At 62.3% G+C, this 18,214-nt stretch carries 17 protein-coding genes and 1 pseudogene; 8 read left to right on the top strand and 10 right to left on the bottom strand.

Annotated features, from left to right (window positions below; translation table 11 throughout):
- Positions 1-151: 151 nt before the first annotated feature.
- Together A2I95_RS11875 and A2I95_RS11880 are read right to left on the bottom strand one after the other, a co-directional pair.
- On the bottom strand, positions 152-541 hold the full coding sequence (locus A2I95_RS11875; protein WP_291729957.1) for a DUF1236 domain-containing protein: 390 nt from the start codon (positions 539-541) through the stop codon (positions 152-154).
- Between the two features lie 87 nt (positions 542-628).
- A complete protein-coding gene (locus tag A2I95_RS11880) occupies positions 629-811 on the bottom strand; it encodes a hypothetical protein (protein ID WP_291729958.1) in 183 nt (60 codons plus the stop codon).
- A gap of 170 nt (positions 812-981) precedes the next feature.
- On the opposite strand from A2I95_RS11880, the gene A2I95_RS11885 reads away from it, so the two are divergent.
- Complete coding sequence (locus A2I95_RS11885; protein ID WP_291729959.1) at positions 982-1,440, top strand: CreA family protein; 459 nt, start codon at positions 982-984, stop codon at positions 1,438-1,440.
- Here the strand turns inward: A2I95_RS11885 and A2I95_RS11890 are convergent.
- A complete protein-coding gene (locus A2I95_RS11890; RefSeq protein ID WP_291729960.1) occupies positions 1,428-2,621 on the bottom strand; it encodes a DegT/DnrJ/EryC1/StrS family aminotransferase in 1,194 nt (397 codons plus the stop codon). The genes A2I95_RS11885 and A2I95_RS11890 overlap by 13 nt on opposite strands.
- Before the next feature lie 79 nt (positions 2,622-2,700).
- Positions 2,701-3,363: an HAD-IA family hydrolase gene (locus tag A2I95_RS11895; protein WP_291729961.1), complete on the bottom strand. Its 663-nt coding sequence runs from the start codon at positions 3,361-3,363 to the stop codon at positions 2,701-2,703.
- A gap of 131 nt (positions 3,364-3,494) precedes the next feature.
- Between A2I95_RS11895 and glmU the strand changes: the two genes are divergently transcribed.
- Genes glmU through A2I95_RS11915 form a run of 4 tightly spaced genes read left to right on the top strand, consistent with a single transcriptional unit; the run spans position 3,495 to position 7,917 of the window.
- Positions 3,495-4,850, top strand: a complete 1,356-nt coding sequence (gene glmU, locus A2I95_RS11900; RefSeq protein ID WP_291729962.1) for a bifunctional UDP-N-acetylglucosamine diphosphorylase/glucosamine-1-phosphate N-acetyltransferase GlmU — start codon at positions 3,495-3,497, stop codon at positions 4,848-4,850.
- Positions 4,850-6,670 (top strand): glutamine--fructose-6-phosphate transaminase (isomerizing), encoded by a 1,821-nt coding sequence (gene glmS, locus A2I95_RS11905; protein WP_291729964.1) that lies wholly within the window; start codon positions 4,850-4,852, stop codon positions 6,668-6,670. The genes glmU and glmS overlap by 1 nt, the downstream gene beginning before the upstream one ends.
- Positions 6,671-6,673: 3 nt before the next feature.
- The gene (locus tag A2I95_RS11910) at positions 6,674-7,216 is read left to right on the top strand and encodes a pyridoxamine 5'-phosphate oxidase family protein (protein WP_291729965.1); all 543 of its coding nucleotides are present in this window, start codon (positions 6,674-6,676) and stop codon (positions 7,214-7,216) included.
- A gap of 20 nt (positions 7,217-7,236) precedes the next feature.
- Positions 7,237-7,917, top strand: a complete 681-nt coding sequence (locus tag A2I95_RS11915; RefSeq protein ID WP_291730020.1) for a DNA alkylation repair protein — start codon at positions 7,237-7,239, stop codon at positions 7,915-7,917.
- A 63-nt stretch (positions 7,918-7,980) separates the two neighbouring features.
- Here A2I95_RS11915 and A2I95_RS11920 read toward each other — a convergent pair whose 3' ends face one another.
- The gene (locus tag A2I95_RS11920) at positions 7,981-8,421 is read right to left on the bottom strand and encodes a hypothetical protein (protein WP_291729966.1); all 441 of its coding nucleotides are present in this window, start codon (positions 8,419-8,421) and stop codon (positions 7,981-7,983) included.
- Positions 8,422-8,511: 90 nt separating this feature from the next.
- Here A2I95_RS11920 and moaA point away from each other — a divergent pair, with 90 nt between their 5' ends.
- Genes moaA through A2I95_RS11935 form a run of 3 tightly spaced genes read left to right on the top strand, consistent with a single transcriptional unit; the run spans position 8,512 to position 11,892 of the window.
- Positions 8,512-9,522: a GTP 3',8-cyclase MoaA gene (gene moaA / locus A2I95_RS11925; RefSeq protein WP_291729967.1), complete on the top strand. Its 1,011-nt coding sequence runs from the start codon at positions 8,512-8,514 to the stop codon at positions 9,520-9,522.
- Positions 9,523-9,524: 2 nt separating this feature from the next.
- Positions 9,525-10,847, top strand: coding sequence for a 3-deoxy-D-manno-octulosonic acid transferase (locus A2I95_RS11930; protein WP_291729968.1), 1,323 nt, complete (start codon positions 9,525-9,527; stop codon positions 10,845-10,847).
- Positions 10,834-11,892, top strand: coding sequence for a glycosyltransferase family 4 protein (locus A2I95_RS11935; protein ID WP_291729970.1), 1,059 nt, complete (start codon positions 10,834-10,836; stop codon positions 11,890-11,892). The genes A2I95_RS11930 and A2I95_RS11935 overlap by 14 nt, the downstream gene beginning before the upstream one ends.
- Positions 11,893-12,319: 427 nt before the next feature.
- Here the strand turns inward: A2I95_RS11935 and A2I95_RS11940 are convergent.
- The 5 genes and pseudogenes from A2I95_RS11940 to argE form a co-directional block, all read right to left on the bottom strand.
- Positions 12,320-13,511: pseudogene (locus tag A2I95_RS11940) on the bottom strand (IS3 family transposase).
- 436 nt (positions 13,512-13,947) lie between these two features.
- A complete protein-coding gene (locus tag A2I95_RS11945) occupies positions 13,948-14,178 on the bottom strand; it encodes a hypothetical protein (protein ID WP_291729971.1) in 231 nt (76 codons plus the stop codon).
- A gap of 306 nt (positions 14,179-14,484) precedes the next feature.
- The gene (locus A2I95_RS11950; RefSeq protein WP_291729973.1) at positions 14,485-15,648 is read right to left on the bottom strand and encodes a M20 aminoacylase family protein; all 1,164 of its coding nucleotides are present in this window, start codon (positions 15,646-15,648) and stop codon (positions 14,485-14,487) included.
- Positions 15,649-15,682: 34 nt separating this feature from the next.
- Complete coding sequence (locus tag A2I95_RS11955) at positions 15,683-16,849, bottom strand: M20 aminoacylase family protein (protein ID WP_291729974.1); 1,167 nt, start codon at positions 16,847-16,849, stop codon at positions 15,683-15,685.
- A 183-nt stretch (positions 16,850-17,032) separates the two neighbouring features.
- Positions 17,033-18,214, bottom strand: coding sequence for an acetylornithine deacetylase (gene argE / locus A2I95_RS11960; protein WP_291729976.1), 1,182 nt, complete (start codon positions 18,212-18,214; stop codon positions 17,033-17,035).

Consider the following 18,214-nt stretch of genomic DNA (forward strand, 5'->3'; position numbering starts at 1 on the left):
CGCGGAGCCTCCGGATACAGCCGATTATATGAACACTTGTTCAATTCAATAGACGAGGCCACGATTCGGGTCAATCGTGTTCCTGCAAGGCTGCTCAAACGGCAACGGGCGGCCCCTGAAAGGCCGCCCGCATCAGACTGCACCAACCGGATCAGCGGATGACATGAATCACGGTGCGGCTGTCGGCCTCAACCAGTACCGGCAGGCCGTTGAGATAGACGTAACGGTAATTGGACTCCGGAACCTCGGTCAGCTGGACCTCTTCCGGGATCATGACGCCTGTCACCACTTCACCCTGAACGTAAACCGGCTCGGTGGCGTGGCTGCGCACATAGGTCACCACCTTCTCGTCCGGCACCGCAGCCTCACCTGCAAGTGAGCCTGCAATGGCCCCGGCGACAATGCCTGCCGGGCCTGCAATCAGGCCGCCGGTGATGGCACCGCCGACAGCACCCAGCGCAGCATCGTCTTCACCGGTTTCCGTGCTGGTGTACGTGACGGTGTTGAATTTGACCGGGTTGTCCTTGGCAACAACCGGCACATAAGTGTCGGCAAGAGCATCGGTCAGGTATTCACCATAGGCCCAGCCATCCGCACCTTCATATCCGACCTTGCACCAGTTGCCATCCTAAAGGCAGCCCTCAAGATCAACCGGGCCTTCGGCAGAGATTACACCAATGATCTCGTGCTGCGGGCCCGGGCCAGCGCGCAGGTTCAGATCGGTCACTGCCTGCACTTGGGCGCCGGCCCACACAGGGGCAGCCAGCAAGGCCAGAGCGGAAGCAGTCAAGGCGCATTTGGGCGTAAACATTGTAGTCTCCTCGATATCATGCCTGTCTGAGGGCGCGATTTTGCACCGTTGTGCAGAGACAACGCCCGCTTCCAGGAAAAGGTTCCCCGGATCGTTTTGACGATTGCGCGCGTTGGGTTGGCAGCAAACCGGACAGACCGGCAAAAATCAGATTGCGAGGAAATAGACTGATGAAACGACTGAACCGCACCGCGGCAGCCCTGACCTGCCTACTGAGCCTGCCCGCCGCAGCTGAGGAGGTCGGGCAGATCGGCGTCGATTGGGTCGGCAACGACATCATCATCGAGGCGATCGCCGACCCGAAGGTCAGCGGTGTGACCTGCCACATCGCCTACTTCGAGCGGGGGTTGCTGGACCGTCTCTCCAAGGGAAACTGGTTCGAGGATCCGTCCAACGCTTCAATCGCGTGCCGTCAGACCGGACCGATAACGGTGGGCGATATCGACCGGGACGAAAGCGGCGAGGAGGTGTTCCGGGAGTCCCGCTCCATCATCCTCAAATCGCTGCGGGTGAAGCGTATCTTCGACGAAGCCAACCAGACCCTGATCTATGCTGCCCACGCGGCTGAGCTGACTGATGGATCCGCCAAAGTCTCGATCTCGACGGTGCCGCTCTATCAGGCTGACTGATAGACGGCTGAGACCTCGGCGCGGATGATGCGGGCGATCTGGGCGCAATCCTCCAGGCTGAAGGTCAGCGGCACCCGCATGTCGATGATGCCGGCCAGCACCCTGTCGCTTTGCGGCAGGCGCGGAGTCTCTGCATAGCGCCAGCTGTCATAGCGGGATGTAAAGGCCACCGGTTCCGGTGTGCCGAACCATTTCAGCTCCACCCCGCGGGCCGCACAGCGGCGCACCGCCTCCTGCACCGCTTCCTCGCTCCAGTCCAGCAGCAGGAACTGGATCGAGGAGCCGACATAGACCTCCTGAGCTGGCCGCTCCACCACGGTCAAGCCCGGCGTGCCGCGCAGGCCGTTCTCAACTTCGCGGTAGCGGTCATTCCAGCGCTCCACCTGGGTGTCCAGATCACGCAGCTGCGGCCGCAGGATAGCGGCACGCAGGTTGTCCATCCGGCCCGAAATGTTGGGTGTTTCATATTTCACCCGCTCGAATACCTCTGGTTCCGGGGCTGCCAGGTGGCGGCCATAGAGCATATAAGACCCCGACAACATTATGGCGCGGGCGGCGATTTCCTCATCATCGGTGATAAGCAGCCCGCCTTCGCCCGAGTTCACATGTTTGTATGTCTGGCAGGAATAGCAGCCAACCGCCCCGTGACGGCCCGACAGCACGCCATTCCAGGACGCCCCCATCGTATGCGCGCAATCCTCAATCACGGTCACGCCAGCCGCGTTGCAGATATCCATCAGCCGGTCCATGTCGCACAGATGCCCGCGCATGTGCGACAGCATCAGCACCTTGGCCTGATCCGTTTTGGCAGCCATGTCGTCCAGGTCAATGGCGAGGTTTTCAGCCACATCAACAAAGACCGGCTGCGCCCCGACCGAGGCAATCGCCCCCGGCACCGGCGCCAGTGTGAAGGCATTGGTCAGAACCTTGTCACCCGGTTTCACCCCGACTGCGCGCAGGGACGTGGCCAGCGCATATCCGCCCGAAGCCACGGCAAGGCAGTATTTCGCCCCCATCTGCGCCGCGAACTCCTGCTCCAGCAGTGCGGTTTCACCGGCCTCCCCTTCCGCCACATTATAGCGGTGGAGACGCCCGCCGCGCAGCACCGCCAGCGCAGCCTCGATGGCGTCTTCGGGGATGGATTCTTGCTGGGTGAAAGACCCGGAAAATATCTCGCTCATGCGGCGTTTGTGAGCCGCCGCCCGGCAAGGGTCAAGAGGGAAGCCGTTCGGCCGAATATCCCGAAACTAAGTTGCGGGATCACGCAATCAGCCGCTTCGCGATCCCCGGCAGGTCTTCGTAGCGGTGCAGCAGCGCCTCTGGCTGCAGCGCCGCCATATCGTCGCCGGAAGGGCCGAAGGTCACCAGCACCGACGGCACGCCCGCGTTGGCAGATGTATTGCGGTCGGTGTCGCTGTCGCCCACCAGCAAGGTGCGGGCCGGATCACCGCCTGCCCGCCGGGCCGCCTCAAATAACGGCTCAGGGTCGGGTTTGCGCACCGGCAGCGTGTCTGCCCCCACCAGCGAAGCAAAAGCATCCCGCACGCCCAGGCTGCGCATCAGCTGTTCCGCCAGCCCCTCCGGCTTGTTGGTGCAAATGCCGACACCGAAGCCTGCGGTTTTCAGCGCTTCCACCGCCTCCATCGCGCCGGGGTAGAGCACGGTGTGGTGGTCAATAGCATCGCGGTAGGCCTCCAACAGCACTGGATAGAACTCGTCAACGGTCGTCTCGTCGAACCTTTCCGCCCGCTTCAAACCGGTTGCCAGCATGTTGCGGCCGCCGCGCAGGGCAACACCAGCGTCTTCGGGATGGCTCAGCACATCGCCCAGCCCCATCTGCCGGAAACAGGCATTGGCCGCCGCCAGCAAATCGCCGGAAGTATCGGCCAGCGTGCCGTCCAGATCGAAGATAACTGTTCGCATATCCCACCCTTTCGGCGCGTTTCCGCTGCCGCATGTTGCAGCCCGCAATTTTGTTTGATGGCGCTGTCCCTTGCGCCCCGCCCCTCAGCGGATAAAACGGGAGCGATAAAAAGACAAAGAGAAAAGCGATTATGAGCATTGCCCTTGTCATCCTGGCGGCCGGAAAAGGCACTCGGATGAACTCCGACCTTCCCAAAGTCCTGCACCCGATTGCACAGGCGCCGATGCTGGAGCACGCACTGGCCGCAGGCCGCGCGCTGGAGCCGGAGAGCACCATTATCGTTGCAGGCCACGGGGCAGAGGCAGTGCGTGAAGCCGTTGCTGCAATTGACGAAACGGCAGAGGTCGTATTGCAGGAAGAGCAGCTGGGCACCGCCCACGCCGTAGACCAGGCGCGTGCGGCACTGGACGGTTTCGAGGGCGATGTGGTTGTGCTGTATGGCGACACACCATTTGTCAGTGCAGAGACACTGGAACGCATGATCGAGGCCCGCCAGCGCGCTGATCTGGTGGTTCTGGGGTTCGAGGCCGCCGATCCCGGCCGGTATGGGCGCTTGGTGATGGACGGCGACAGCCTGGAACGGATTGTCGAGTTCAAGGACGCCAGCGACGCGGAGCGCGCTCTCACCTTCTGCAACTCCGGCCTGATGGCCGGCAAGGCACGCGCGGTGTTTGATCTGGTTGCCAAGGTCGGCAATGAAAACGCCTCGGGCGAATACTACCTGACCGATCTGGTGGCACTGGCCCGGCGGGAAAAGCTGAAGGTGACAGCGGTCTCCTGCGATGAGGCCGAGACGCTGGGTGTCAACTCCCGCGCGGAACTGGCCCAGGCGGATGCGCTGTTTCAGGCCCGCGCACGGGCCGAGCTGCTGGATCTGGGCGTCACCCTGATGGCACCGGACACCGTGTATCTGGCCTTTGACACCATCATCGGGCGGGACACGGTGATTGAACCCAATGTGGTCTTCGGCCCCGGTGTGACGGTGGAAAGCGGCGCGCTGATCCGGGCGTTTTCGCATCTGGAGGGCTGTCATGTCAGCCGCGGCGCCAAGGTTGGCCCCTACGCCCGCCTGCGCCCCGGCGCGGAACTGGCCGAGGACACCCACATTGGCAACTTTGTCGAGATCAAGAACGCGGAAATCGCTGCAGGCGCCAAGGTCAATCACCTCAGCTATATTGGCGATGCCTCGGTGGGTGAGGCCAGCAACATTGGCGCGGGCACGATTACCTGTAACTATGACGGTGTGATGAAGCACCGCACCGAGATCGGCGCCCGCGCCTTTATCGGATCGAACACCATGCTGGTGGCGCCGGTCCGGATCGGCAACGAGGCAATGACCGCCACTGGCACGGTGATCACAAAGAATGTCGAAGACGGCGATCTGGCCCTGGCCCGCGCCGAACAGACCAACAAACCGGGCCGCGCGCGCAAGCTGATGGATATCCTGCGCGCCAAGAAAGCCCGCCTGCAGAAGGGAGCCAAGTGATGTGCGGAATTGTCGGCGTATTGGGCAATCACGAAGCCGCCCCGATCCTGGTCGAGGCGCTGAAACGGCTGGAATACCGCGGCTATGACAGCGCAGGCATCGCCACCGTGAACAACGGCGCACTGCGCCGCCGCCGTGCCGTGGGTAAGCTGGTGAACCTCAGCGATCTGCTGGTGCATGAGCCGCTGGCTGGCAAATCCGGTATCGGCCACACCCGCTGGGCCACCCATGGCGCGCCTTCGGTCGGCAACGCGCATCCGCACCGGGCGGGTGCTGTGGCCGTCGTCCACAACGGCATCATCGAAAACTACAAGGACCTGCGCGCCGAGCTGCTGAATTGCGGCATGGAATTCCGCACCGAGACCGATACTGAAACCGTCGCCTTGATGACCGAGCGCTATCTGCAGGAGGGGCTTTCCCCTGCAGATGCCGCCTTTAAGACGCTGGACCAGCTGGAAGGCGCCTTTGCGCTGGCCTTTCTGTTTGAAGGCGAGGAAGACTTGATCATCGCTGCCCGCAAAGGCTCGCCGCTGGCGGTCGGCCATGGCGACGGCGAGATGTTTGTGGGCTCCGACGCAATTGCCCTGGCACCGTTTACCGACCAGATCACCTATCTGGAGGAAGGCGACCGCGCCGTGGTCACCCGCGCGGGCGCCGAAATCCGCAATGCGGACGGTGCCCTGGTGAACCGCGAGACCAAGACGATCCAGATCGACGCCACCCAGGTCGACAAGGCCGGGCACAAGCATTTCATGGCCAAGGAAATCGCCGAGCAGCCGCATGTGATTGCCGAGGCCATCCGCCACTACCTGCCGGTTGAAGAAGATGCCGTCCGCCTGCCCGGAGACGTAGACTTTTCTCAGGTCGAGCGGCTGACCATGGTCGCCTGCGGCACCGCTTATTACGCCTGCGTCACTGCCAAATACTGGTTCGAGCAGATTGCCCGGCTGCCGGTCGAGGTCGATATCGCCTCGGAATTCCGCTACCGCGAGCCGCCGATCCCGGGCAAGACGCTGGCGCTGTTTGTCTCTCAATCGGGCGAGACCGCCGATACTCTGGCCGCCCTGCGCTATTGCCAGGAAAAGGCGGACAAGATCCTGTCGGTGGTCAACGTCCCCGAAAGCTCCATCGCGCGGGAAAGCGATCTGGCGCTGCCGATCTATGCCGGGCCGGAAATCGGTGTGGCTTCGACCAAGGCCTTCACCTGCCAGCTGACAGTGCTGCTTGCGCTGGCGCTGAAAGCCGCCTGCGACCGCGGCCACCTCAGCGCTGAGGAAATGGCAGACTACGCCACCGCGATCCGCGGGTTGCCCAATGTGCTGTCTTCCGCGCTGGAACAGAACGAAGCGATCCGCCAGGCCGCGCAGAAGGTGAGCGAAGCCCGCGACGTCCTGTTCCTGGGCCGCGGCCTGATGTTCCCGCTGGCACTGGAAGGCGCGCTGAAGCTGAAGGAAATCAGCTACATCCACGCCGAAGCCTATGCGAGCGGCGAGCTGAAGCACGGCCCCATTGCGCTGATCGACAAACACATGCCGGTGGTGGTGATGTCGCCGCGGGATTCGCTGTTCGACAAATCGGTCTCCAACATGCAGGAGGTGCTGGCACGCAAGGGCAAGGTGCTGATGATCTCGGATCAGGACGGCATCGACGAGGCGGGCGAGGATGTCTGGTGCGCCATCCGGATGCCGCGCATTAAGGAAGCGCTGACCCCGATTCTTTATGCGATCCCGGCACAACTCCTGGCGTATCACACCGCGGTGGCAAAAGGCACCGATGTGGACCAGCCGCGCAACCTAGCAAAATCCGTGACGGTGGAGTGAGGCATGGCCAAGCAGTTCCCGCAGATCGAAGAAACGCACCGCAAATTTATCGAAGAGCAGCACATGTTCTTCACCGGCTCGGCCGGACCGGAGGGCCGCGTGAACATCTCCCCCAAGGGGATGGATTCACTGCGGGTTCTGGGACCGAACCGGGTTATCTGGATGAACCTGACCGGCAGCGGCAATGAAACAGCAGGCCACCTGCTGGAGGTGAACCGGATCACCCTGATGTGGTGCTCCTTCACCACCCGCCCGATGATCCTGCGGGCCTACGGCACCGCCAGGATCCTGCACGCAGGCGATGACGGCTGGGACGAACTGGCCGCCCTGTTCCCCGCCCACCGCAGTGCGCGGCAGATCTTTGATGTATCAGTGGATCTGGTGCAGACCTCCTGCGGCTATGCGGTGCCCTTGATGGAGTATCAGTCCGAGCGCGACACCATGCAAAAATGGGTCGATAACAAATCGGACGACGACATCCGCGCCTATTGGTCGGACAGGAACCGATCTACCATTGATGGCAAGCCCACAGGGGTGCCGGTGTGACTTCCGTGGCAAGCAATGACATGCTGGACACGCATCTGGACCAACTCAAAGTTTTGGCCGAACCCAGCCGGGCTGAGCAGATGGCCGCCTATCACAAGCAAAGCCGCGAAGTGCTGGGAGTGCCGAATCCGGCCACCAATGAGCTGACCAAATCCTGGCGGAAGTCGCTGAACCTGGAACAACGCGTGGAGCTGGCAAGTGCCTTGTGGGGCACCAATATCTTCGAAGCCCGCATCGCCGCCGCCAAGCTGCTGACCCAGGCGCGGATCAGGGAAGACGCAGCCGCATGGGACTTGCTGCAATCCTGGGTGCCGGATTTTGACAGCTGGGCCATCGCAGATCACGCCTGTTCCGCCATTTCAAAACGGCTGCAGGCAATGCCGGACCGCTTGGACACGGTCGAGGCTTGGACGCAGTCAGATCACATGTGGACCCGCCGCGCCGCCCTTGTGGCCACCCTGCCCTGGGCCAAGATGAACAATCTGAAGCCCGCAGACCAGCAGCACCGCGAACGCGTCCTGGGCTGGGCGGCGTCTTATGTGCCGGACCGGAACTGGTTCATCCAAAAGGCCATCGGCTGGTGGCTGCGCGACCTCAGCAAACATGACGCGGACCGCACGTCCGCCTTCTTGGCGGAACACGGACCAGCGATGAAAGCCTTCGCCCGCAAGGAAGCGGCCAAATACCTGAAAGACGCCTAGCCCTGCCGCACAGCTGCCCGCCCCGCCCCAACAGGGCGGGCGCTTCCGCCTTCTCAAGAAGACTCAGCCTGCGGGCAGGACTTGCACTTCGGCCAGTTCAGTCAGCGGCAGCTGCAGTGCACGCATGGCGCCGATTGACAGGCGGCTGCCCCCGGACTCCGCCCCCGGGGCGGGCTTCAGCGTCAGCACCACCTGGGTATTGCGGCTGGTGCGTACCAACGCCTGCTGTTCAGCAGCCACCAGCGGTGTTTCCATCCACAGCCCAGGCAGCGACGGATCGCCCAGCGAGGCCACCGTGGTTGCAGAGCCGCGGAACGACGGCGCGGCTGGCAAGGCGGGGTCCGCCTCAGCCACATCGACGCCGGGGGCCGGCTGCAGCACCGGGTCTTGCGGCTCAACCGCCGCCGGCGCGCCCTGACCGCCGAGAATGGACGAATTAAGCTGAATGCCTTCGCAGGCCGCCAGCAGGGAAATCGAAGCAAGGGAAATGACTGTCATACGCATGGGGCGACCCTAGCCAGCTGCGAAACTCTTTGCCAGACACAAATGCCGTCCCCCCTTGCCGCGGGCGGTGCCCCGCTTTACCTAGGAGGCATGACGGCACCGCTTATTGATCCCTTCGCCCGCGCAATCACTTACCTGCGTGTCTCGGTCACCGACCGCTGCGACTTCCGCTGCGTCTATTGCATGTCCGAGAATATGACCTTTCTGCCCAAGAAGGATCTTCTGACCCTGGAGGAGCTGGACCGGCTGTGTTCCACCTTCATCCGGCTGGGCGTCGAGAAGCTCAGGATCACCGGAGGTGAGCCGCTGGTCCGGCGCGGCATCATGACCTTCTTCCAGTCGATGAGCCGCCATTTGGACACCGGCGCCTTGAAGGAGCTGACACTGACCACCAATGGCTCGCAGCTGGTGAAATACGCTGATGATCTTTATGCCGCCGGGGTGCGCCGGGTGAATATCTCGCTCGATACCCTGGACGAGCAGAAGTTTGCGAATGTCACCCGCTGGGGCCGCCTGCCACAGGTGCTGAAAGGCATTGATGCCGCGCAAAAGGCTGGCCTCAAGGTCAAGATCAACGCCGTGGCGCTGAAAGGCTTCAACGAAGAAGAGCTGCCCGTGATCACGGCATGGTGTGCCGAACGCGGCCTCGACCTCACCTGGATCGAGGTGATGCCGATGGGCGAGGATATCGGCGCGATGGAGCGCATCGGCCAATACTGGTCTCTGGAAGACGTGCGCGCGGAATACGAAAACCACTATACCGTCACCGATCTGGCCGAGCGCACCGGCGGCCCGGCCCGCTATGTGCGGCTGGAGGAAACCGGCCAGAAAATCGGCTTCATCACCCCGCTCTCCCATAACTTCTGCGAAAGCTGTAACCGGGTGCGGGTGACCTGCACCGGCGAGATCTACACCTGTCTCGGCCAGGAGGGCAAAGCCGACCTGCGCGCGCCGCTGCGTGCCAATGAGGAAGGCGCCGGCGTGCTGGAGGCCGCGATCCGCGCCGCCATCGGCGACAAGCCCCGCGGTCATGATTTCGACTATTCGCGGCAGGAAGCCGGCGGCCAGATGTCCCGCCATATGAGCCACACCGGCGGCTGATCATGTCCAGTGAATCGCCCGCGCGGCCGACGCTGCTTTATTCATTGTATTGCGGCGTCAGCGCGCTGATTGCCCCCTTCGCCTGGCGCAAGGTGGCGGCCAAGCTGCGCGGCTATGGCCTGCCGGAAGAGCGCGTGCGCGAGCGCCTCGGCCACGCCTCCCTGCCCCGCCCCGCCGGTCCGCTGGTGTGGTTCCACGCCGCATCGGTCGGCGAGAGCCTGTCAGTGCTGACACTTATCAAGCGCATGGGCGAACAGGCGCCGGATGCGGAGTTTCTGATCACCTCGGGCACCCCGACCTCGGCTGAGCTGATTGCCAAACGGATGCCGCCGCGCTGCCGCCACCAGTTCCCGCCGCTGGACACCGCTGCCGCTGTGGACCGGTTTCTGGCGCACTGGCGCCCCGATCTGGGGGTATTTGTCGAAAGCGAGCTGTGGCCGCAAATGCTGGTGCGCGCCCGCAAGATGGGCTGCCCGTTGGTGCTGCTGAATGCCCGGCTGTCGGACAGGTCGGTAGAGGGCTGGCAAAAACGCCCGGACACGGCACGTTTCATCCTGGATCAATTCGATCTCCTGGTGACACAAAATGCTAAGACAGCATCGAACCTGCAGGCGATGGGCGCCAATCCCGAACGCGTCCGACCCGGCAGCAACCTCAAGGCCGTCTCGGCGCCGCTGCCGGTCGACCAGGGCAGCTTGGAAAAGCTGCGCGGAAACATCGGTGAGCGCCCGGTCTGGATCGCGTCCTCCACCCACGAGGGAGAGGAAGAGACCGTGCTGGAGGCACATAAAGCGCTGCTGAAACAGCACCCGGACCTGTGCCTGCTGCTCGCTCCACGCCACCCCGAACGCGGCGATGCGGTAGAGGCTTTGGTGAAAGGCGCAGACCTGTCCTGCGCGCGGCGCAGCAAGGGCGTCATGCCCGGGGCCGCCACCCAGGTCTATCTGGCAGACACTTTGGGCGAGGTCGGCACCTGGTATGCCCTCAGCCCGCTGGTGTTCCTTGGCGGCTCCTTGCGCGAAATCGGCGGCCACAATCCGTTTGAACCGATGCAGGCCGGTGCAGCTGTGATCAGCGGCACAGGTCATTACAACTTCGCCGAAACCTATAGCGAATTGACCTCCCTTGGCGCCGCGGCTGAGGTCCGGTCCGCGGCAGAGTTGACCGATCAGGTTGCCAATTGGCTGAAACAGCCGAAGGTCTTCCAAGCCGCATGTGATGCCGCCCGGCAATTTATCTCCCGCCAGTCGGATCAATTGGACGAGACGGTGGACGCCCTGCTGGCGCTTCTGCCCCAAGATGGAGACCGTGATGGCATTCACTGACGCCAATGCGATCGAAGTCATCGCACCGAACTTCAAGCGCCGCCTGTCTGGCGTCACCTCCACCATCGTGCGGCTGGTGCCGCTGCAGCGCCAGCAGATCGCGATTGCCACAGCAGGCAGCGGGCTGCCTGGCGGCATGCCGCATCTGCCCCTGTCCCAGCTGATCTTCATGTCCCGCAACGGCCCTGCCGGCGCCCGTGTCTGGCACGCCCGCCGCAATCTCGAAATGCTGGGCGGGCTGGCCCTGAAATACCTGTTGGGCAAACGCCTGAAACTCCTGTTCACCTCCGCCTCGCAGCGGCATCACTCCGGCTATACCAAATGGCTGATCTCCAGAATGGACCGGGTGATCGCCACCTCGGCCAAAGGCGCCGCCTATCTGGAAAAGCCGGTGCAGGTTGTGCATCACGGGATCAATACCGAGGAATTCTCCCCCGCAGCCGACAAAGCCGCGTTGCGCCGTAAACTGGGCTTGCCCGAAGACGCTGTCCTGATTGGCTGCTACGGCCGCATCCGGGCACAGAAAGGCACCGACGTCTTTGTCGATGCGATGCTGAAGGTGCTGAAAACGCATCCCAAAGCGGTGGGCCTGGTCATGGGCCGCGCCACTGAAAAGCATGTGGCGTTTGAGAAAGAGCTGCGCGCCAAGGTGGAGGCCGCAGGCCTCTCTGATCGCCTGCTGTTCCCGCCCGAGGTGCCGGTCTGGAAGGTGTCCCTCTGGTATCAGGCGCTGGATCTCTACGTGGCGCCGCAACGCTGGGAGGGCTTCGGCCTCACCCCGCTGGAGGCGATGTCCTGCGGGGTGCCTGCGGTTGCCACCCGCGTTGGCGCCTTTGAAGAGCTGATTGCGCCGTGCGAAACCGGCCTGCTGATAGACCCGGGTGACGTGGGCCAGATGGTCGAGGCCATCAACAAGGTGCTCTCGACGGAAGGGCAGCTGTCAGATTGGTCAGAGGCGGCACGCAAGCACGCGATGACCAATTTCGCGCTGGAAAAGGAGGCCAATACGCTGGTCGCCATCTACCGCGAAATGCTGGAGCATTAACCTCTTCCTTTTGCCTGATGTATCTACCTTGTGAGCTTAGTCAATTCGCTGGCGCAACAATAGCAAGGGCATCGAGCGTGGAGTCTTCAAATATCGGAATACTCGATGCCTTTGCGTTTTCAGCAAAGCCGCCGTTTTTTGCGGCGCGCGGCGAAAGCTTCCAAAGAGCCCATTTGCATGTACCGGCTGCTGCTCGCAAGTGAGATGTTGCACATTGTCTAGCGTCGCTGAAATCTGTCAGCCGAAGTCGGGATTTCTATATCAGCCGAGGTCGATCCTGCTACACGTAAGTCCATTCTGTCCCGATCTTTCCAGTACGTAGCCGCCCCAGCGAAGGACTGCGACCCCTATGCTGGCAGGATTCTTCGCGCAGGTTGCGCCGGAACTCTGAGCTACTCCCCAAATGTTGGACAGCATCTGGCGTGATTTAAGCTACTCTTTGCACCTGCTGATCGGGGTTTGTTGTTTCGTGTCGCAGCCAGTAGACCACAGCCGGTGGTTTGCCGCCAAGGGCGGAATGTGGGCGTTTGTGATTATAGAATTCGATCCACTTTCTGACGCCTGCCTTCGCCTCCGATCCGGTCTCCCAAGCGTGCAGGTGGACGCATTCGTATTTCAGGGACCGCCAGAGCCGTTCGCCGAAGATATTATCGAGGAACCGGCCCTTGCCATCCATTGATATGCGCAGGCCGGAGCGGCGATGACAATCTGCCCAGACAAAGGACGTGAACTGGCTGCCCTGATCCGTGTTCATGATCTCCGGTGGCCCAAACTTCTGGATCGCCTCGTTCAGCGCATCGACACAGAAGTCCGCTTCCAACGTGTTCGAGATGCGCCAGGACAGCACCTTGCGGGTATACCAGCCCATGATCGCCGCCACATACAGGAGTGAGCCATTGAGGCGCCATTGGTTCAAGCCCGATGGCGAACGCGCCGCATCGGCAGGTAGGTAATGTCCGCCGCCCAGACCTGGTTGGGCCGGCCCACGCGCAACCCGCGCAGCAGACAGGGGTAAATCTTGTGCCCCTTCGCAGCCTTGCTGGTATTGGGCTTTTGGTAAATCGGCATGAGGCCCATGAGCCGCATCACTCGTCTGATCCGCTTCTCGTTCACCAAGTGTCCCTCATTGCGCAGATGCCAGGTCATCTGCCGCACACCGAAGAACGGCGTTTCCAGGAACTGTTCGCCGCTCTGCTGCATCAACATCAGGTTCTGAGCCGTCTCGCCCTTGGGCCGGTAATAGAACGACGACCGCGGGATCGACAGCAGCTTGCACTGCTTGCCAACGGGCAGATTGGCGTTGGCATGCTCGATCATCTGGCGCCTCGCTTGCCGGTCCAAGGTTTGAGCTTTCGTGACAAAAAATCATTGGCGGCGGCCAGCTCCCCGATCTTGGCGTGCAGCTCCTTGACCTGTTCTTCGTCAATCCCCGGGGCTTTCTTGCCGCCGCGTTCGAACACGCCCGGCGCGCCCTCCAAAAGAGCCCGCTTCCAGCTGCGGATCATCGTCGGATGAACGCCAAACCGGCTTGCCAGATCAGCGACCGTTCGCGCGCCCTTCAATGCCTCAAGCGCAACCTTGGCCTTGAACTCAGGCGAGTGGTTCTTCCGTTTCGGCATCTGCTGATCTCCTCCTCGTCGAAGATCAGCAGACAGCAAATCGTAGCTTACGTCAGTGTCCGAATTTCAGGGAGTAGCCCACTGGCAGGGTTCCTCGCGCAGGTTGCGCCGGAACTCCGGTGCGGTGGCGACAAGCTTGGAGATGCGCGCATCCAGTTCTTCGACTTCATTCGTCATGGTTCGGACATGCCGTTTCAATGAACGTTGAACCTCCTTCGTTTGTGCATGTTTCAGTCACTTTTGTTCGGTACGGATCATCTGAGCCAGATTATCACGCCGGCGCCGCAATGCCCGCCACTCAACCAATTCCGCTCCTGGCAGTTGCCAGAGCCGTAATCCCGCTGACTTTGCGGCATATTGTTCCAGCGTCCATGCGTCTAAAGCATCGGCCTCGGCAGCGAGGCCGAGATACCGTGCGAAGTTCCGGGTCCGCGTATCATGCGCGATGAACAGACAGGCCGAGCGCAACGCAGCCGTTCAGAGTAAGGCGCTCATCACCGCCGGAAGCTTCGCAGACGACAAGCCCCGAACAGAGCTTGGCTCTTGCCTTGAGCAGCTTCGTTACCGCTACGTCAGTGTTAGGGATGATGACCTGTTGACCATCAGGCAAGCTGTGAACTGTCAGGCCGGAATTGGAAACTTCGAATGCAACGATGCGGGTGCACATCTGCCTCATCGTAAATACGTCCAATTTCTTTGTCGTGATCCTTGACTATGTTCAGCTGCGAAGGCCCCTCTACCAAGCCGATAGCCTGATAGATGTGGCGGGGCGCTAGATACGCCGCGACCGCGTCCTGGGTCATACCTCGGGAAGGCCCGCCCGCCACCAACTCCCTGAATGGCCATCCGAGGAGCCGACCACCCTCATCCTCTCGGAGATGAGAAAAGAAGCAATACTTCAACTAACCCTCGGAGGTGAATTGAGCTGCAAGCTCAAGAGGGGGCAGACAGCCCCCTCCCGCTCTCGTTCTAATCAGGCTGCCGGCATCCGCTGCTCGACAATCTCCGCCCACCAGCTGCAACCCGCGGGAATGGCGTCGTCGTTGAAGTTGTACTCCGGGTGATGCACCATCGCAGTGTCTCCATTGCCCATCAGGATATAGGCGCCCGGGCGTTCCTCCAGCATGAAAGCAAAATCCTCTCCGCCCATCACCAGCGGCGCGTCCTCGCAGGAGCCGGAGACGCTGGCCGCCACCTTGGCGGCAAATTCGGTCTGCGCCTCGTGGTTCACCATCACCGGATAGCCACGGTGATAGGTGACATCGGCAGTGCCGCCAAACGTCGCCGCGATACCGTTGCAGACTTCGTTGATCCGCTTTTCGGCCAGGTCGCGCATCTCCTTGGACATGGTGCGCACGGTGCCCTTGATCTGCACCTTCTGCGGGATCACGTTGAACGCTTTCGACGACGTCTCGAACGAAGTTACGGAGACCACGATCTGATGCACCGGGTCGGCATTGCGCGAGGCGATGGTCTGCAGCGCCAGCACCGCCTGCGCTGCCAGAACGGTGGTGTCGATGGTCTCATGCGGCTTGGCTGCGTGGCCGCCGCGGCCTTCGAACGTGATGTCGAACTGGTCGGTTGCGGCAAAGAAGGAGCCGGGGCGGATCGCAAAGGAGCCCAGCGGCTGGCCCGGCCAATTGTGCATCCCGTAAACTTCCTGCACCCCCCAGCGGTCCATCAGACCGTCGTCGCACATCACCTTGGCGCCGCCGCCGCCCTCTTCGGCGGGCTGGAAGATCACCACCACGGTGCCATCGAAATTGCGGGTTTCCGACAGGTACTTGGCCGCGCCCAGCAGCATCGCGGTGTGGCCGTCATGGCCGCAGGCATGCATCGCGCCGGGGGTCTTGGAGGCGTAGTCCAGCCCGGTCTGCTCATGGATCGGCAGCGCGTCCATGTCGGCGCGCAGGCCGATCACTTTGCCGGAGGTGTCCGCCTTGCCCCTGATGACGCCAACCACGCCGGTGCGGCCGATGCCGGTCACCACCTCGTCACAGCCGAACGCCTGCAACTTCTCTGCCACCAGCGCGCTGGTGCGGTGGGTTTCGAACAGGATTTCGGGGTTTTCGTGGATGTCACGGCGCCAGGCGGTGATTTCATCCTGCAGTTCGGCAAAGCGGTTCTTGACCGGCATCTTTCACTCCTTTGGTTGTCTTTTCCCCGCAGCCTCAGGCCGCGGGCATTCTTCGTTCCACCAGCTCGGCAAACCAGCTGCATCCCAAGGGAATCGCTTCGTCATCAAAGACATAAGCCGGGTGGTGGCACATCTCGGTGTCGCCATTGCCAAGGAAAATATAAGCGCCCGGGCGCTCCTCCAGCATATAGGCGAAATCTTCGGACGGCATGATCGGCGGGGTCTCGGCGTTGACCTTGGCAGAGACCGCCTGCGCCGCTTCCACCGCATGAGCCGTGCCATTTTCATCATTGATTGTAACGGGATAGCCAGGAACCCATTCGACCTCAGCCTTGGCGCCGAATGCCGCTGCCGTGCTTTCAGCAACCCGGCGCACCCAACCCTCGGCCTGGGTGCGGTATTCAGGATCCAGAGTGCGCACGGTGCCCTGCAGCCTAGCAGTATGGGCAATCACGTTCGACGCCGTGCTGTCGGTCTCAAAGGTGCCGACGGTCAGCACCACCCGTTTCACGGGATCGACGTTGCGCGACACGATCGAGTGCAGCGAGACCACGATCTGCGAGGCGGCCAGCGTGGTGTCGATGGCGTCATGAGGTGCAGCGGCGTGGCCGCCCTTGCCGGTGACGGTGATGTTGAATTCATCCGAAGAGGCCATCAGCGGACCCGGACGGAGGGCAAATTCGCCCACCGGCAGGCCGGGCATATTGTGCAGGCCATAGACCTCCTGGATGCCCCAGCGGTCCATCAGGCCGTCGTCGCACATCGCCTTGCCGCCAGCCCCGCCTTCTTCGGCCGGCTGGAAGATCAGCACCGCCTTGCCATCGAAATTCCGTGTCTCTGCAAGGTACTTGGCGGCACCCAGCAGGATCGAGGTATGGCCGTCATGGCCGCAGGCGTGCATCACCCCTGGCGTCTTGGAGGCGTAGTTCACGCCCGAGGCCTCGGGGATCGGCAGGGCGTCCATGTCGGCGCGCAGCCCGATGGCGCGGCCCGAGGTGTTGGTCTTGCCGTCGATCACCGCCACCACGCCGGTCTGGCCGACGCCGGTGGTGATATCGGTGATCCCGAACTCCTTGAGCCGCTCCACCACAAAGGCGGCGGTCTCATGAACCTCATACATCAGTTCGGGGTTCTCGTGCAGGTGATGGCGCCAGGCTGTGATCTCCTGGTGCATCTCGGCAAAGCGGTTCTTGGCCGGCATTTTCCCCTCCCCTTTTTGTTTCAGGTTCCGTTGCGGCAGACTGTCCGCGATAAAACTTAGCTTCGCAAGTATGCGGTCCCGCCGGGACGTGGCGGAACACGCCAGTGCCGGGGTGGCATGCGTGTAGGCCCTGTACACCCCTTGTACACCTTCCGCACAAATCTGAGTACGAAACGCCCGGATTCAAGGCAGAGGAAAGTATCCGCTCAGCTTCTCCACCAGCTTGCGCATGAAGTCATGGCCCGCGTTGAACTGGGCCACCGTGATATACTCGTTGGGCTGATGCGCCTGCGCGATGTCACCGGGACCGCAGATCACGGCAGAGTAGCCCGCCTGCTGGAACTGGCCCGCCTCGGTGCCGTAGCTGACCACATGGGAGCCGTTGTCGCCGGTCACCCGGCGCGCCAGCGCCTCTGCCTCACCGTTTTGTTCCGGAACCAGTCCGGGCACGTCGAAATGCTTGGAAACATCAATGCGGGCGTCCGGATGGATCATCTGCATCTCCGCTTCGACCTCTCGCACCTTGGCGAGATAGGCGGCCTCCCAATCACCGGCGTTTTCCCCCGGCACCACCCGGAAATCCATCATGAAGCGGCAGTCCTTGGCGGTGATGTTATGGGCGGTGCCGCCCTCGATCATGCCGACATGGCAGGTGGTCCATGGCGGGGTGAACATCGCCTGCACCTCACCCGGTTCCTTGGCCATGTTCTGGGCATTCTGCTGGTTGGCCCAGTCGATCAGCCTGGCGCCTTGCATGATGGCGCTGACACCGGTGTGCATGAGAGAGGAATGCACCTCGAACCCGACCAGATGGGTGGCATAGCCGGTGCCGCCCTTGTGGCCGGTCACCGCCTGCATCATCGACGGCTCCCCCACGATCACCGCTGAACCTTTGGGCAACACCGGTTGCATGGCCTCGATCATTGGCGGCGCGCCGGTACAGCCGATTTCCTCGTCAAAACTCAGCGCCAGTTGCAGCGGGCGCTTCACGCCTTGGGTCTGCGCCTCCACCAGCGCCCAGATGGCGAGCGCGTCATATCCCTTCATGTCGCAGGTGCCGCGGCCGTAGTATTTGCCGCCCTTCTCCACCACGGTGAAAGGGTCCGTGTCCCAGGGCTGGCCGTCCACCGGCACCACATCGGTATGGCCCGACAGTACCACGGCCCCCTCTTCCCATGGCCCGACATGGGCAAAGACGGCGGCCTTGTGCGGCTGCTGCGGATCCGTCCAGCGGTGGCTTTCGATACCGTGGGAGGACAGGTATTCCTGCACCCAATCCACCAGCGGCAGGTTGGTGTCCCGGCTCACGGTCGGGAAGGAGACCAGCGTTTGCATGATTTCCAGCGGGGTCAGTTTGGCTGCCAT

The organism is Leisingera sp. F5, assembly GCF_001593695.1.